The organism is Gilliamella sp. B3482, from assembly GCF_026536805.1.
Classification (GTDB): domain Bacteria; phylum Pseudomonadota; class Gammaproteobacteria; order Enterobacterales; family Orbaceae; genus Gilliamella; species Gilliamella apicola_E.
Map to the genome: position 1 here is coordinate 71,139 of NZ_JAFNNL010000005.1, position 16,188 is coordinate 87,326.

13 protein-coding genes are annotated in these 16,188 nt (G+C 35.9%); 5 read left to right on the forward strand and 8 right to left on the reverse strand.

Annotated elements, in window-relative coordinates:
- Positions 1-11 precede the first annotated feature (11 nt).
- Positions 12-2,093, forward strand: a complete 2,082-nt coding sequence (gene flhA, locus J3U18_RS09090) for a flagellar biosynthesis protein FlhA (RefSeq protein WP_416380404.1) — start codon at positions 12-14, stop codon at positions 2,091-2,093.
- Between the two features lie 34 nt (positions 2,094-2,127).
- On the opposite strand, the gene J3U18_RS09095 is transcribed toward flhA, so the two are convergent.
- The 3 genes from J3U18_RS09095 to J3U18_RS09105 all read right to left on the reverse strand — a co-directional run bounded on the left by J3U18_RS09095 (position 2,128) and on the right by J3U18_RS09105 (position 5,888).
- Positions 2,128-3,510: an NCS1 family transporter gene (locus J3U18_RS09095; protein ID WP_267353738.1), complete on the reverse strand. Its 1,383-nt coding sequence runs from the start codon at positions 3,508-3,510 to the stop codon at positions 2,128-2,130.
- 42 nt (positions 3,511-3,552) lie between these two features.
- On the reverse strand, positions 3,553-4,920 hold the full coding sequence (gene allB / locus J3U18_RS09100; protein ID WP_267353740.1) for an allantoinase AllB: 1,368 nt from the start codon (positions 4,918-4,920) through the stop codon (positions 3,553-3,555).
- A 332-nt stretch (positions 4,921-5,252) separates the two neighbouring features.
- Positions 5,253-5,888 (reverse strand): NAD(P)-dependent oxidoreductase, encoded by a 636-nt coding sequence (locus tag J3U18_RS09105; protein WP_065562515.1) that lies wholly within the window; start codon positions 5,886-5,888, stop codon positions 5,253-5,255.
- A gap of 177 nt (positions 5,889-6,065) precedes the next feature.
- On the opposite strand from J3U18_RS09105, the gene J3U18_RS09110 reads away from it, so the two are divergent.
- Positions 6,066-6,401, forward strand: a complete 336-nt coding sequence (locus tag J3U18_RS09110; RefSeq protein ID WP_267353741.1) for a winged helix-turn-helix transcriptional regulator — start codon at positions 6,066-6,068, stop codon at positions 6,399-6,401.
- A gap of 62 nt (positions 6,402-6,463) precedes the next feature.
- On the opposite strand, the gene J3U18_RS09115 is transcribed toward J3U18_RS09110, so the two are convergent.
- Positions 6,464-6,994, reverse strand: a complete 531-nt coding sequence (locus J3U18_RS09115; RefSeq protein WP_267353742.1) for a hypothetical protein — start codon at positions 6,992-6,994, stop codon at positions 6,464-6,466.
- A gap of 192 nt (positions 6,995-7,186) precedes the next feature.
- On the opposite strand from J3U18_RS09115, the gene treR reads away from it, so the two are divergent.
- From treR to treC, 3 genes are all read left to right on the forward strand, one after another.
- Positions 7,187-8,143 (forward strand): trehalose operon repressor TreR, encoded by a 957-nt coding sequence (gene treR, locus J3U18_RS09120; RefSeq protein ID WP_267353743.1) that lies wholly within the window; start codon positions 7,187-7,189, stop codon positions 8,141-8,143.
- A gap of 163 nt (positions 8,144-8,306) precedes the next feature.
- Positions 8,307-9,734 carry a PTS trehalose transporter subunit IIBC gene (gene treB / locus J3U18_RS09125; protein WP_267353744.1) on the forward strand — a complete coding sequence of 476 codons (1,428 nt, stop codon included), beginning with the start codon at positions 8,307-8,309 and terminating at the stop codon, positions 9,732-9,734.
- Between the two features lie 69 nt (positions 9,735-9,803).
- Positions 9,804-11,477 carry an alpha,alpha-phosphotrehalase gene (gene treC / locus J3U18_RS09130; RefSeq protein WP_267353745.1) on the forward strand — a complete coding sequence of 558 codons (1,674 nt, stop codon included), beginning with the start codon at positions 9,804-9,806 and terminating at the stop codon, positions 11,475-11,477.
- A gap of 58 nt (positions 11,478-11,535) precedes the next feature.
- Here the strand turns inward: treC and J3U18_RS09135 are convergent, their stop codons facing one another.
- The 4 genes from J3U18_RS09135 to J3U18_RS09150 all read right to left on the reverse strand — a co-directional run bounded on the left by J3U18_RS09135 (position 11,536) and on the right by J3U18_RS09150 (position 16,169).
- Complete coding sequence (locus tag J3U18_RS09135; RefSeq protein WP_267353746.1) at positions 11,536-12,345, reverse strand: AraC family transcriptional regulator; 810 nt, start codon at positions 12,343-12,345, stop codon at positions 11,536-11,538.
- A gap of 101 nt (positions 12,346-12,446) precedes the next feature.
- A complete protein-coding gene (locus tag J3U18_RS09140) occupies positions 12,447-13,976 on the reverse strand; it encodes a DHA2 family efflux MFS transporter permease subunit (protein WP_267353747.1) in 1,530 nt (509 codons plus the stop codon).
- The gene (locus J3U18_RS09145) at positions 13,973-15,145 is read right to left on the reverse strand and encodes an HlyD family efflux transporter periplasmic adaptor subunit (RefSeq protein ID WP_267353748.1); all 1,173 of its coding nucleotides are present in this window, start codon (positions 15,143-15,145) and stop codon (positions 13,973-13,975) included. The genes J3U18_RS09140 and J3U18_RS09145 overlap by 4 nt, the downstream gene beginning before the upstream one ends.
- A 268-nt stretch (positions 15,146-15,413) precedes the next feature.
- Entirely contained in the window at positions 15,414-16,169 is a 756-nt protein-coding gene (locus J3U18_RS09150; protein WP_267353749.1) for a hypothetical protein, read from the reverse strand.
- Positions 16,170-16,188 lie beyond the last annotated feature (19 nt).

Genomic DNA, 16,188 nt, shown 5'->3' on the forward strand with positions numbered 1-16,188 from the left:
AAATCTCTATGATGAAATCAAAATTAGCCAATTTATTATCAGTAAATCTATCAAAAAGTGGTCATTATCGAATTTTAACAGGACCAATGCTTATTTTATTGATTCTTTCAATGATGGTATTACCTTTACCTGCATTTATATTGGATCTGTTTTTTACTTTTAATATTGCATTATCAATTATTATTTTGATTGTTGCCTTGTTTACTAAGCGGGTTTTAGATTTTGCAGCGTTTCCTACAGTTCTGCTTTTTGCAACGTTATTACGACTATCGCTAAATGTTGCTTCAACTCGGGTTGTACTGTTAAAAGGTCATACTGGTAGTGATGCAGCAGGTAGAGTTATTGAGGCTTTTGGACATTTTTTAGTGGGCGGTAATTTCGCTATTGGTATTGTTGTCTTTATTATTTTAGTGATCATCAACTTCATGGTAATCACTAAAGGTGCTGGTAGGATAGCTGAAGTTGGTGCTCGCTTTGCGTTGGATGGTATGCCAGGTAAGCAAATGGCAATTGATGCTGATCTCAATGCTGGATTAATTGGTGAAGATGAAGCCAAAGCACGGCGCGCAGAAGTTACACAGGAGGCCGATTTTTATGGCTCAATGGATGGTGCAAGTAAGTTTGTACGTGGTGACGCCATCGCTGGATTACTAATTATGGCCATAACCATTGTTGGTGGATTATTAGTTGGGGTAATGCAGCATGGTATGACATTTTCAGATGCGAGTAAAACCTATGTATTATTGACGACTGGTGATGGTCTAGTTGCACAAATCCCTTCACTGATTATTTCTACCGCTGCGGGTGTAATTGTGACTCGGGTTACCTCACAAGAAAACATTAGCGACCAAATGCTTAAACAGTTATTTAATAACCCTCAAGTATTAATCTTAACTGCGGTTGTTATTGGTCTGCTTGGACTTATTCCAGGGATGCCAAATTTAGTATTTTTAATGTTTACTGCGGTATTATCAGTAATTTCTTGGTGGTTAACCAAACAAAAGAGAGTTGAAAAAACAGTTGCCGCTCCACCCAAAAGTGTTGCAGCGCCAACAAATATTGACGCTTCATGGTCTGATGTCAATATTGAAGATATCTTAGCGATGGAAGTTGGATACGGGCTCATTCCTATGGTTGATCAAAACCAAAATGGTGAATTACTTGGTCGAATTCGTAGTTTGCGTAAAAAGTTTGCGCAAACATTAGGCTTTTTACCGCCTCAAGTTCATATTCGCGATAATCTCTCGTTATCACCTTATCAATATAAAATTTTTATAAAAGGTGGTGAAATTGGTCAAGGCGAAATTATGAATAATAAGTGGTTAGCGATCAACCCCGGCACAGTAACCGAAACTATCGAAGGCATTGAAACTATTGAGCCGGCTTTTGGTTTACCTGCTGTTTGGATAGATGAAAATGACAAAGAAAATGCACAAATATTGGGTTACACTGTTGTTGATACTAGTACCATGATTGCCACCCATTTCAATCATTTGTTACATCAATTTGCCAGTGATTTATTGGGACGATTAGAGACACAAGAATTATTGGATCGAATAAAGCAGGATATTCCTAAATTAGTCGAAGATTTTATTCCTGACGTAGTGCCTTTAACTACTTTTCATAAAATTCTACAAAACTTACTTTCTGAAAAAGTGTCGATTCGTGATATGCGCACAATTATTGAGACGATTTGTGAACAGGCACCAAATCAAAACGATGCCTATCATTTACTCAGTATTGTTAGAATAGCGCTAGGGCGTGTGATTACCCAACAATGGTTTCCTGGGACGGAACCGATAAGAGTAATTGGATTAAATATTGATTTAGAAAGAATATTACTGCAAGCTTTGCAAAATACTAGTAATGTTGAACCGGGACTAGCAGAACATATTCTTCAACAACTCAAACAAGCATTAAATCAGCAAGATGCAATGGGAGCGCCGCCTGTTTTATTGGTTAATCACACATTAAGAGCGATGCTCTCCCAATTTTTAAGACCTAATTTTCCTCAATTAGCCGTGTTATCTAATTTAGAAATACCTGATAACCGAAAGATCCAAGTGACATATCAAATTGGCAGTGAATTATGATAAATTTACTGCACAATATTGATCGTCATTTAATCTATTTTTTTTCAAATATTGTCCCTTTTTTGAAAGGTGAGTTTTTAAATGAGAATTTGGTGAGCAATATATAACTTATACCACCAACAACAAAGCCGACAATCCATGTTAAGCTCACTTCATAAAATGCAGCTGCTGATCCAATAAGCATCGCTAGAATAGCAGCGGGGTTAAATCCAGCAAATTGACCGTTGTTATCATATAGTGTATTTACATCAATTTTTTGGCGACGTAACAGATAGTATTCCACCAACAAAATTGCCACAATTGGTCCCAAAAATGCGGAGTAAATTAGAATAAATAAACCTAATCCTTTTGCTGAGGTATCCTGAACAAGAACCCAAGGAAAAGAAGCGATAGCTAATAATCCTGTAATGGTTACTGCTACTTTATATTTAGCTTTTGTTAATAACGTAATTACGTAAGCTGGTGGGATGATATTAGCAACGATATTTACAGCAATGGTGCCTAATACAATAAAGGATGATACCACGATGGTGATATATGGATTATTTACTACAATCGCAAATGCTTTAACTGGATTAGAGTTACCTGTGACTGAAGCTAACATCACACCAATAGTAATAATAAAACCGTAAGCAACAAAAATTGGTAGAAAATAGAGGAGCCCCCTTTTTTTATCGCTAAAACCTGCTTTTAGTTCTCGTGAGTAATCAGCTGCACTAAGAAAAATTGCAGCGTAATTACCTAAGAACATCATAATGAAGCCGCAGAATGGTAATCCCCAAGTTCCTTCGGTATTTACCCATTTGTCTATAATAATTTCTTGATGATTATTGAGTAATATAATAAAGACATAAATTAACGCACAAAGAATAACAATTGAAATTAACGTTTCTACCCATTTTATTGCATGGAATCCATAAAGCGACAAAGCGATTTGGAAAAATTGTAAAATAAGAAAACAGATAAATATATTATTAAAATCACCATTAGATAATATTCTAATAATTTCATTGAGCGCAGTTGCACCTATCCAACTTTGAAATCCATACCAAACAATAGCAGGAATACCGCGGAGTAATGAAGAAATAATAGCGCCTTTTATACCAAATGACATGCGAAGTTGTACCACATAAGGAATACCTGTGCGATATCCTAAGCGATCATTAAAAACAAAAATTGTCGTGATAATCAATATTGCAATTAATGTTGCGGCAAAAGTTTGGAAAATATTCATGGTGGCAACACCAGCTACAACTAAGCTTGCACCTAAGGTCATATTACCCAAATTCATGCCATCGCCAATCCACATAAAAGAATAGGCTAAAGGATTCATAGTTCGATCTTTGCTAGATTTGGGTAATAAAGAACTATCAATCTGCATCAATGTATTTGGTGATTGTGCTGTATTATTCTTCATGACTTTCCTTCCCTACTTATTTCTGTCGTTTCAATTCCATTATTAACGCCGAATAAATTCACCTCTTGGTGTTGAATTAATACCGGCATTAATTTGATAAATAGTTTTGCCTCGTAATAATGTTTGAACCACTTGTGCACCAATTTGTCGTCCTACATAAGGACTAAATTTATTACGATATTCGAGATCTTGCTCTTTTAATACATAGCTAGAATGAGGTTTAATAAAGATGATGTCAGCATCTTTACCTACTTGAATTGAGCCTTTAGTTGGTAAGTTGTATCTTTCAGCTGGGTTTTTAGCGATGATATCGGCAAATTGTTTTAATGACATCCCCCGTTTTTGTACGGCTTCATCAAACATAATATCCACATTATTTTGAACACCAGAGATTCCGCCCCAAGCATCAAAGGCATTGGCTTTGTCTTTTAAATCGTAAGTACATGGTGAATGGTCAGACACCGCAGTGATGATGTGGCCAGCAAATAGATATTTCCATAATCCTTCTTGAGCTTGCTGATCACGGATTGGTGGTGAACATTTTGCAATTGGTCCAATAGCATCCAATTGGTCTGTAGTAAAATAGAGGTAATGGATACAGGTTTCGCACGTCACATTAATGCCTTCTTGACGAGCTTTGATAACCTCTTCAACTCCTTCAGGACAAGCGACATGGCATATATGAATCGGGCACCCAGTTTGTTTAGCGAAAAAGATTGCTCGACGAATTGCTTCAACTTCAGTAAATGCCGGACGGGTTGCTACATATTGTGATAATTTACTTTCGCCTCGTGCTTTAGCTTGTTGCCCTAAAATATCAGTAATTGCGGCATTTTCTGCATGGATAGCTAACACTTTACCGGTTTTAGCAATTTGGCGCATTCCTTCCCATAATGCGTAATCATTTACATTGGCAAAATCACCGTCAAGGTTTGGATCACCACAGGTTGCCATAAAACATTTAAATGCCGCGACACCTTCTTCGACTTGTTCTGCAATACCATTATTGGTCAGATTATAAGGAACTAATCCACCATAAGAAGCAACATCAACATAAAGTTTTCCTTCACCAGCAGCATATTTGGTACGAAGAGTTTCGCCACTTGTAGTCGCCGGGAGTTGGTTAAGAGGCATTTCAACAAAGGTTGTTACGCCACCTTTTGCACATGCTTTTGTTCCTGTGATATAGCCTTCCCACTCATGACGAACACCACCAGGTTCACTAATATGAACATGAATATCAACCATTCCGGGACTAACAATTAATCCATTAGCATCAATAATTTCATCGGCTTGCACTAAATTAGGGCCAATTGCTGCAATTTTGCCATTTTTTATTGCAATATCGGTATAAGTTTCGCCAGATTCGAGAATGACAAGACCATTTTTAATAATGAGATCGTACTGCATAATAATTTTCCCAACTGAATTGATTACAAATTAGACATATACTAATTCATATTATCAGTATTATTTGTTTTATCAAATTTTCATAATAATCTTTATACTTATGCAATAAACGTGCCACAAAATCAAAAAGTAAGTCATAACTGACATGATTTGGTTTTCTGTAAGTGTAATTGCACTAAAATGATCCATTTAAATCAGTTTGGTTAATTTTTTTGCACCATTTTGGGTGATTAGATAGGAAAATCGAATAAAACATTGGAATGATTAGATTATGTGCCTTACATTAAAGTAAACCTTTTAGGTATCGCTATTAATGTAAGGTCTTGAAAATATTATTTAGTAGCTACAGTAAAACGTTGTTTAATGTGTTTTGCATTCTCCGCTTCATCAATCATCGCGATTGCATAGTCAGCATAGCTGATTTGACTTTTCCCTTGGCTATTAACCAAAATTTGCTCGCCACCAACAATATAATGACCAGTTCTTGGACCATCAGCAATAAACTCAATTGCTGGGCTTAGATAGGTCCAATTTACATCATTACAAGTTCTTAATTGATCTAAAGCTTTTGCCATGTTATTGGCTAATGGTTTAAATTCATCTGGGAAATCCGGAGAGTCAACTAAACGAATAGTATGCTCAGGATTGACATATAAACTACCTGCACCGCCAACAACTAATAAACGATTAGGTTTACCGCTTAAAATATCAGTTAAGTGTTTTAAGCTAGTTTGATGTTGTGGAAGGGTTTCTGGCGTCCATGCCGCAAAAGCATCAATAATGACATCAAAAGGTTTCAAATCTTCATAAGTTAGATCAAACAGATCTTTAACTAGAATTTTTGCCTTAGGGTCAACATGAGCGTTCGGATTACGAACAATCGCCGTTACATCATGTCCACGCGCAATTGCTTCTTTAACTATCAGACTACCTGACTTACCACTAGCACCAATAACCGCAATTTTCATTTTTTACTCCTTTATTAATTTATAAGTATTGTTTGATTCAGGTTTTAAATTGGAAAAATCTTTTAACAATTTGATATTTTTAGGTTAATATTCTAAGTATCTATTGTAAAGTAGGTACCAAGCAGTAATATAGTTACCGAAATGATACTATTATTGAATTTAAAGGATTTTTAACTAATGTCACTCAACGGAATTTTACCTCCTTGCCCTGTCGAAATTACCCTTACGTTAATGGGTGATAAATGGAAAGTCTTAATCGTTCGTGATTTATTAACAGGTACAAAACGCTTTGGAGAATTAAAAAAATCACTAAACGGTATATCTCAAAAAGTCTTAACCCAACATCTAAGAACAATGGAAAAAAACGGCTTAATCAGCCGAAAAGTCTATGCCCAAGTACCACCTAAAGTGGAATACACATTGACCGATGTCGGTCAAAGTTTAAAACAAGTACATGATGCTATGTTAGCGTGGGGAAGTGCTTATAAATCAAAACAAAGTGCTAATAAATAGGTTTATACATAAGTAATGTTAGTAAACTAATAGCAAGATTTTCATTAAGCAAAAAATTATGGCTAATTAGCCTCAAATTTAGAACAAATGAAATAGAATTCATCCGGCTTTGAGTCTTTATCCTGACCAATAACGATTGTATTTGGGTAGAGATTGTTGTCGGTAATAGGGGTAATTTCCTTTCGGAATATGTCTGTATCATTTAAAGGAATAGGTTCTTCACAGCTGCGTAATATAGGGTTAACCTCAATCAATTTAGCGAACTTGTACATATCACCTTTGGCTTTAGCATAAAAAGATGTGACAAAATTATCGCTTTCATAACGAATCATATTAACCCATACATTCTTAACTTTGATAGGTTGCCCAAAATAGTATTCGATTTCATTTATACTATCATGTTTTTTTATAGTAATTTTTTGTTTTGCAAGTTCAGCAATGATCTTTTTATCTTCTATGGCAAAAGGTTTTGACTGACATAATAATGCGGATCTGAATTGTTCTGTTGTAGTCTTCGTATCATCACTAGACGCATAGCCAGATAAACTCAAAAAATATAGCGTGTAACCTAAAAGTAAATATGATTTTTTCATAATTAATTGTCTATGTGAGGTTATTAATGCTTTGTTGATTCTGTTTTATTCCTCTGTCAAATCTCAATCTAATTATAAATGAAGAATAAGTAATAGTTAATAATTTTGATATTAACTTATTAGCCAACCTATCGCCATTTTGTTAAAACTATATTACTATGATTTAATTGATTTTCATTCTAAAAATTGATTATGAATAAGCCATCACCGAATTTAACCATTAAAGATATTGCCAAATTGAGCGGGGTGAGTAAATCCACTGTTTCGCGAGTTATTAATCACGACCCAATGGTGAAGGAATCGACACGTAACAAAGTGATGGCAATTGTTGAACAATATCAATTTACCCCATCCAAATCAGCTAGAGCAATGCGTGGTTATGGTAATAAAGTGATTGGTATAATTGTTACTCGCCTTGATTCCATATCCGAAAATCATGCAGTTCGAAACATGTTGCCTGTTTTTTATGCAAATGGGTATGATCCGATTATCATTGAGAGCCAATTTAGCCCGCAAAAAGTCGAAGAACACCTGACAATGTTAAAAGAAAAGCAAGCTGACGGTGTAGTGATTTTTGCTTTTACAGGATTGAATAGCTCTCGGCTGACATTTTGGCAAGATAAATGTGTGGTTATTGCTAGGCCTTTTTCTGATTATACTTGCATTTGTTATGATGATGTAGGGGCGGTAAACAAAGCATTAACCTATTTATATCAAAAGCATAAAAAAATTGGCTATATTGGTATTACTAAACAAGATCAGACTACTGGTGAATTACGCTACCAAGCGTATACTAATTTTTGTCATACTCATAAACTTAAGCCAAATGCGGTGCTTGGCAAATTAAGTTATTATTCTGGTTATGAACTTGCCGAGTCAGTATTGGTTGATTCACCAACAGCAATCATTTGTGCTACCGATTCAATTGCTTTAGGCCTAAATAAATTCTTATCTGAAAAAAATATCAATCATATTGTTGTTATTAGCATTGGTAGTAGCGATCTGCTTAAATTCTTGTTTGCCAAAACGATTACAGTCGATCTTGGTTTTGATAAAGCGGGTACTTACGCTGCAAACGAGTTATTGCAAATACTACAAAGTGGAGCAAAACCTAAAATTATTACGGTTCCTTCCCAAATACTTATTTAATTATTTTTGAGTGATATATTGCCTAAAATTGTGAGGTTTATCACAAAAAGGGAACGTTCCCATTTATTTAAATAATAATTCAATTTATGCTTAATTGTTACCAAATTAGGGTCGAAATAATTAAAAAAATTTTGGCTTAAATTGAAAATAAGGAGACTTAACAATGGCAAAAGCACCTAAAGTTTCAACAAAATCAATTATGCAATTGATTGAACTTGTTGGAGGAAAAGAAAACATTGCTAGTGTTACCCATTGTTTGACAAGATTAAGGTTTGCGCTTGCTAATCCCAAATTAGCCAATGTTGAAGCGATTGAAGGATTGTCTTTTGTCAAAGGATGCTTTAATAATGCCGGGCAGTTTCAGGTTATTATTGGAACGGATGTTGATAGTTATTACAAGTTATTGATTGAACAATTAAATATTGACGAAGCGACCAAAGAGCAAACAAAAGCCGCAGCTAAACAAAATATGTCATGGTTTGAACGGTTAATCTCAAATTTAGCTGAAATTTTTGTACCATTATTACCTGCACTGATTGCGGGTGGTTTATTACTCGGCTTGCGTAATGTAATTGGTGAAATGCCAACTATTAACGATAAACCGCTTACTGACACGTATACTTGGTTGGTACCTATTCACAGTTTCCTTTGGTTACCGTGTGAAGCGATTTTCCACTTTCTACCGGTGGCTATTTGTTGGTCTACAGTCAAAAAAATGGGCGGTTCTCCTGTGTTAGGGATTGTTTTAGGTATAACACTGGTTTCTCCACAACTGATGAATGCTTATAATCTAGGGAAAATCGTTCCTGAAGTGTGGGATTTTGGTTGGTTTACGATTCAAAAAGTCGGCTATCAAGCACAAGTGATTCCATCTATTTTTGCTGGTTTGGCATTGGGATGGATCGAAACTCGATTACGTAGAATTGTCCCTAATTACCTAACTTTAGTGATTGTACCAATCGTATCACTGCTATTAGCCGTCGTCCTTGCACATTTTCTTTTAGGGCCAATCGGACGAATGTTAGGCAATGGTATTGCTTATGTGGTTAAATACTTAATGACTGGTGATTATGCCTTCATTGGTTCGGCAATTTTTGGATTCTTTTATGCACCGTTGGTTATTACTGGAATTCACCATACTACATTAGCTATCGATATGCAGATGACAGAAAGTATGGGCGGTACACCAATTTGGCCAATCATTGCTTTATCCAATATTGCTCAAGCTTCAGCCGTTGTTGGCATCATTTTGATCAGTCGAAAACATAATGAGCGCGAAGTTTCCATTCCTGCTGCTATATCCGGCTATCTAGGTGTTACTGAGCCAGCTATGTACGGTATTAACTTACGCTATAAATTCCCAATGTTTTGTGCCATGGTCGGTGCGGCTAGTGCTGGATTAATCTGTGGTTTATATGGTGTATTATCTAATGGTATCGGTGTGGGAGGATTGCCTGGTATCTTATCAATAAAACCTGTTTATTGGTCAATTTATGCCTTAGCAATGCTAGTAGCGATTATTGTTCCAATCGCATTAACCATCATTGTTTATAAAATAAAACAGAAAAAAGGCACACTAAATATTCAATAATGATAATAAATAGTAATTCACCCGTTTTATGTGAATTTAATTTTACTGATTAAAAATAAAGAGCAAACAATGAATACGAACGAAATCCCTTGGTGGCAAAATGGTACTATTTATCAAATCTATCCCAAAAGTTTTCAAGCCAGTGGTGCGAGTTCAACGGGGGATTTATTAGGTATCATAAGTCGATTAGATTATCTGAAAAATCTGGGAATTAGTGCGATTTGGTTAACGCCAATTTATCCTTCTCCGCAAGTAGATAATGGTTATGATGTATCGGATTATTATAATATTGATCCGGCTTATGGCACGATGGACGACTTTGAATTATTGGTTAAGCAGGCGCATGAACGTGATATCCGTATTATGATGGATATGGTATTTAACCACACTTCAACAGAGCATCCATGGTTTAAATCCGCCTTAGATAAAACCAGCCCATTTCGATCGTTTTATATTTGGAAAGATGCCAAAGCTGACGGATCAGAACCCAACAATTGGCGATCTAAATTTGGCGGCAAAGCCTGGCAGTGGCATGAGCAATCAGGACAATACTATTTACATCTATTTGCAAAACAGCAAGCCGATCTTAACTGGGAAAATCCAACCGTCCGCCAAGAGATTAAAAACGTCTGTCAATTTTGGGCGGATAAAGGGGTTGATGCATTAAGGTTGGATGTGATCAATTTGGTTTCTAAACAGCAAGACTTTCTGGATGACGTGAATGGTGACGGGCGAAAATATTATACGGACGGCCCGAAAATACACGAATTTTTACAAGAGTTAAGTCGAGATGTTTTTCAACCTAATGGTTTAAAAACCGTGGGTGAAATGTCATCAACTACATTAGAAAACTGTCAAAAATATGCCGCATTGGATGGCAAAGAGTTGACCATGACGTTTAATTTTCATCATTTAAAGATTGATTATCCAAATGGGGAAAAATGGACGCTGGCTAAGCCTGATTTACTTGAACTCAAAAAGATACTTGGCTATTGGCAAGTGGGTATGCACGGTAAGGCATGGAATGCGATTTTCTGGTGTAATCACGATCAACCTCGCATTGTGTCACGTTTAGGTAACGAAGACCAATACCACAACGAATCAGCAAAAATGCTAGCGATGATTCTTTATGGACTCCAAGGCACACCGTACCTTTATCAAGGTGAAGAGATCGGAATGACAAACCCCCATTTTACCGATATTTCGCAATATAAAGATGTAGAAAGTCTTAACATCTACCAAGAAAAAATTGCCGAAGCTGTGTCAGAGTCTGATATGTTAGCGATTCTTGCCAGTAAATCACGGGACAATAGCCGAACGCCAATGCAGTGGGACAACACCGCCAATGCCGGATTTAGCCAAGGTAAACCTTGGATCGAGGTGGCAAACAATTATCCAAAAATCAATGTTAAGGCAGCGCTTGATGATCCCAATTCAATCTTCTATTGCTATCAAACTTTAATCAAATTACGCAAAACATACCCGGTTTTTATTTTTGGTGACTATCAAGATCTAACGCCTGATGTTGCTAATTGCTGGTGCTATGTCAGACATTGGAATAATCAAACATTACTTGTGATAGCCAATCTGACCGAAAATACGGTTAAATGGCAATTGCCTAAAGCATTAGAAAATAGTTCTTGGAAAAATTTGTTAAGTAATTACTCAAATCAAACAGAGTTTGAAGGTGAAATGGTATTACAACCTTATGAGGCTATGTATTTGTTGCACGAAAATAATTAGCAATTTTTAACATACTAAAATTAACGCAGAATTGAATGGCTCAGCTGGGTCTGGTGAGTTATTTTTCTGCTGGCTTATGCAAACAATAAATATGTTTACCATATTTATTGTTTGGCAATTTTTGATTATAAATTAACGCTCGTTTCAGCTCTGAGGGCCTTAATCCGAAACTTGCAACACAAGTTCGGCTAAAGTGAGCTGAATCGGCAAAGCCCATATTATTAGCTAAAGTTGTTAATGTTGCCGATGCGTCAAGCGTGTTAATAACATCACGCAATCTTTTCCATAACAGATAGCCTCGGAAATTGATACCTAGATTTTCTCGAAATAAATGTAAAAAACGACTTTCGGATAAATAAATTTTATCAGCAATTTCTTTTGAGGATATCTGTTTTACCGGCAATAACGAAATTATTGAGGTCGCTTTAACTATGCGACTATCTTGCCGACAAAGACAACTTGTATTAGGGCGATATAATAAATTAACAATATGCTCGATATCGAATACCTGTTTATTTTCAATAGTATGTATAAAATATTGTGCCAGTATTGAGGCTTCTTCACGTGATAAACGATAAATAGGATCGTTTTCGGTAAAATGTGACAACAAATGAAAATAAGGCGCGTCGGGTTCGAGTAATAAATTGATAGCGCAAGTTGTATTTAATTTATGTGACAGATTTGAACGAATAATAAAACCAAATTCACGATACTTTTTATCTTCTGTTTCTAAACTTAAAAAAATATCGTTTAGTGATATCGTTAATTGTAAACAAGGATGGCGATGAAAATCGGTATTAACGTTTTGGAGAAAGTACAAAGTTGCTGAGTCTTGTTCATCTAATTGAATCACTGAATCAATATGCAAAATGCGCTCTCCTGCTTATTTTATATCTGAATAATATACCACTGATTGATACTTAACTCCTGCCACAAAATAAAAATCACGTTGATTTAATTAGCCTGGTATCAATTAACCTTCACAGAAGATTTTGCTAACCATACTATACCAATTAAACCTAAAAATATCATACCATATAGCCAAAAAATTTCATTAATGCCAATTAATAAACCTTGATTGGTAATTTGTTGTGCCAGCATAGCTGATACTTGCATGTTAGATAAATCTAGTTGATTGAACTGTTGATAAGTGTAATTTAATGCTTGGGAATTTTGATAAATTATATCAGTCAATTGACTATGATGAATCACTTCACGACGCTCCCATAAAGTAGCGGTTAACGAGGTACCAACTGATGTCGACAACGTTCTAAAAAAGTTAAAGATACTGCCGGCAATTGCTAATTTATGAATGGGAATATCAGATAAAATAATAATATTTAATGGCATAATAAAACACGCTATCGCAAAACCTTGATAAAACTGAGGCCATGCTGCATCAGCAAAAGTCATGTTTGATTCAAATGTATATGCTCGCCAAAAAAAACAGAGTGCAAACACAATAAAGCTAAACGTCACCACTTTTCGCATATCGACATTCGAAGCAAATCGGCCAATTATTGGCGCAAGAAAAATAGGAACCAAACCAATTGGCGCTAACACTAAACCGGCGTAAGTTGCAGTATAACCAAACACACGTTGTAATAATTGTGGTTGAATAACCAGCGTGCCAATATGGAGTAAAAATGCCAAACTAATACAAATTGTGCCAATGGTAAAATTTCGGGATTTAAAAACGGATAAATCAATAATTGGATAATCTGTTGTTTGTTCCCAAACAATAAAATAACTAATAAAAACAACAGCTAATACAGAAAGAATAATAATCTGATTAGAATTAAACCAATCAAGCTCTTTTCCTCTATCTAATACCAGTTGTAAACATCCCACGCCAGCTATAAATAAAACTAATCCAATCCTATCAATGGGTAATTTGCTGGTAGCCGTTTCACGATCTTTTAATAAAAGGTGAACACCAAACCAAATGATGATCCCGAAAGGAATATTGATTAAAAAGATCCATCCCCAAAAATAATTATCACTAATCCAACCCCCTAGAATTGGACCACAGATTGGCGCAATAATAATTGTCATTGACCATATAGCTAATGACATATTTTTTTTGGCCGGCGGGCAATACGCTAATAGCAAGCTTTGCGATAGAGGGATGATTGGTCCAGAAACCATACCTTGCAATAATCTTGAAAAAATCAGCATTGCTAAACTATTTGAAATACCACAAAGCCAAGAAGTGACTACGAAAAATAAGATAGAATAAGTAAATAATTTCACTTCACCAAAACGCTGAGCTAACCATCCCGTTAAGGGGATCGAAATAGCATTAGCAACGGCAAAAGAGGTGATAACCCACGTTCCTTGCGAATTTGAAGCACCAAGATTACCCGTAATGGTTGATAACGCCACATTAGTAATTGTTAAATCCAAAATCTGTAAAAACGCGATTACCGCTAATAAAATAATTAGTAAGATAAATCTGATGCCAGTTAAAGGCAATGAGGACGCTTTACTTTGATTCATTGAATAATCTGCGTAGCGTAAAAATTGTTTTTTACAATATTCTTAACGAGCTGCTCAAATTCAGTTTCATCAAAAGAAAGTGAATCCGTTTGATATTTTATCGTCTTCGCTGGAATATCGGTTAAAAGCTTACCTGACGTATCATGCGTATCCACATTAACATTCATTGATAAGCCTATACGTAATGGAAATTGTTTAAGTTGCACTTTGTCTAATTCAATCCGTACCGGTAAACGTTGAATCACTTTGATCCAATTTCCTGTCGCATTTTGTGCAGGTAGCAAAGAAAAAGCACCGCCAGTACCCATCGCAATACCACTTATCTTTCCTTTATACTCAACTTTTTCACCATAGTAATCACTTTCTAAGGTAACTGGCTGACCGATACGAATATCGTTTAACTGTACCTCTTTAAAATTTGCTTCTACCCATACTTGATCTAACGGAACAATAACCATTAAACGCTCACCTTTAGTCACTTGTGTACCAACTTGGACACTTCGCCTCGCGACATACCCAGTTACAGGTGCGGTGATTTTGGTTCGCTTTAAGTTAAGCCAAGCTTGTTTTAATTTAAAAATTGCTTGCTGAATACTTGGTTGTTCTAATAATGGCGTTTTCATTAGTAGCGCATTATTAATGGCTAATTCATGCTGAGATATCTTTAAATCATTAATAGCAAAATCGACATCTTGCCTTGCATGAATAATCTCTTCTTTTGAAATGACCTTTCGTGACCAAAGATTCTCCCGGCGATCAAGATCTTGCTTAAGTTTGTCTAAGGTGACTTGTTTTAACTGAATGCTGGCTGAAAGTTTTTCATTTGTGATCTGAATTTGATGCAACTCTCTAATCGCTTTGATTAACGCATTTTTGGCATAACCAAATTCATTTTCTGCATCAACTGCATCAATCGTTGCTATCACATCATTTTGTTGAATAAAATCGTTATTATCGACATTAATCGTTAATATTCCACCATTTACTTGCGCATCAACCGGGACCTGATTACCCATAACATAAGCATTATCAGTTGATTGATTAAATCGACTAAACATAAACCAATAAACGCCATAAGCCAAAGCCAAAAAAAGAAATAATAGCGTTAATATAATCAGCTTCTTTTTACGTTTAATTGGGGGCGGTGGCGAATCTATCTCTTTATCCATACTTTTGTCCGTCTTACTACAACATAATTAAGGGTAGAAAACAGTAGTATTAGATAGATAATTGGCTTTGTCTTGAATAAAGTAGCTAACTTGATTTTAAATTGATATAGCCGATTTATTTGAATGAATTTTGGTTAATATATCGACTATAGAATGTAGAAAGCAAAAACAGCAGTCAAAATTCTATAATCGCGATTTTAATGAGAAATCATTTAACGTGCTGATTGAAACGGTATAGACTCCTCAATCTTTTTTACAAAGATATGAATCAAAAATGTGATTTATGCCTAAAACGAGAGCCAACGGTGGGTAAAAATGTTGCTCCGGCTTTAACATCTAACCAAATTTGCCGATAACGTTGGCGTCGCTTTACTCGGCAATAATTCGCCAATATGGAAAACCCTTGCTTTTCCATTATCCACAGAAAACAGGACTTCCATTTAGCGGCGGTATTGGAGTTAATCCCTAATTGCTGATTAGCGGTTTTAAGAGTTTCACCTTGTAGCAATAAGTCAACAAAAGGTAACCACAGTTCGCAATGAGATAAATGATCTAATTGATATTTTTTGAGTGGATTAAACGTGCGTCGACAACTTCGGCAACGAAAATTAAGGCGGTGACCAATACGAACCGTCAGAGGTGATTCGCAATAATCGCAAGGCATGACGGATGTACTGAGCAAATCTTTAAGCCATGATTTAAATGCTTTCGATTGCTGACTGACCTGGTTAGGGGTGTTTTGCTCAAGGTCTAATACCGCTTGATAAAGGTCAGGCTCATGCTGCTCCAGCAATTGCCGTATAACATTATCCCGTCTACGAGCTGCTCGTGGTGACAGGTTGAACTGAGCAGCAATAAAACTGTGGGGCTGAGCCGTTAAGGTATACGCAGCAATATCAATCAGCAATGATGTCGGTTTAAGGCGCTGGCATAATGGACTTGCTGCAACAAACTTGGGCAACTGTTGCAAAAATCGCTCTGCAGCAGGCTGTTGCTTACTCGGTAAAATTGCATGATACATCATTATGCTCCTTATAACGGTA

Coding starts and splice junctions, on each gene's coding strand:
- J3U18_RS09105 (WP_065562515.1), bottom strand. CDS start 5,888: ATGAAAATTGCGGTTATTGGTGCTAGTGGTAAGTCAGGTAGTCTGATA.
- J3U18_RS09095 (WP_267353738.1), bottom strand. CDS start 3,510: ATGAAGAATAATACAGCACAATCACCAAATACATTGATGCAGATTGAT.
- treC (WP_267353745.1), top strand. CDS start 9,804: ATGAATACGAACGAAATCCCTTGGTGGCAAAATGGTACTATTTATCAA.
- J3U18_RS09145 (WP_267353748.1), bottom strand. CDS start 15,145: ATGGATAAAGAGATAGATTCGCCACCGCCCCCAATTAAACGTAAAAAG.
- allB (WP_267353740.1), bottom strand. CDS start 4,920: ATGCAGTACGATCTCATTATTAAAAATGGTCTTGTCATTCTCGAATCT.
- treB (WP_267353744.1), top strand. CDS start 8,307: ATGGCAAAAGCACCTAAAGTTTCAACAAAATCAATTATGCAATTGATT.
- flhA (WP_416380404.1), top strand. CDS start 12: ATGAAATCAAAATTAGCCAATTTATTATCAGTAAATCTATCAAAAAGT.
- J3U18_RS09140 (WP_267353747.1), bottom strand. CDS start 13,976: ATGAATCAAAGTAAAGCGTCCTCATTGCCTTTAACTGGCATCAGATTT.
- J3U18_RS09115 (WP_267353742.1), bottom strand. CDS start 6,994: ATGAAAAAATCATATTTACTTTTAGGTTACACGCTATATTTTTTGAGT.
- J3U18_RS09110 (WP_267353741.1), top strand. CDS start 6,066: ATGTCACTCAACGGAATTTTACCTCCTTGCCCTGTCGAAATTACCCTT.
- treR (WP_267353743.1), top strand. CDS start 7,187: ATGAATAAGCCATCACCGAATTTAACCATTAAAGATATTGCCAAATTG.
- J3U18_RS09150 (WP_267353749.1), bottom strand. CDS start 16,169: ATGATGTATCATGCAATTTTACCGAGTAAGCAACAGCCTGCTGCAGAG.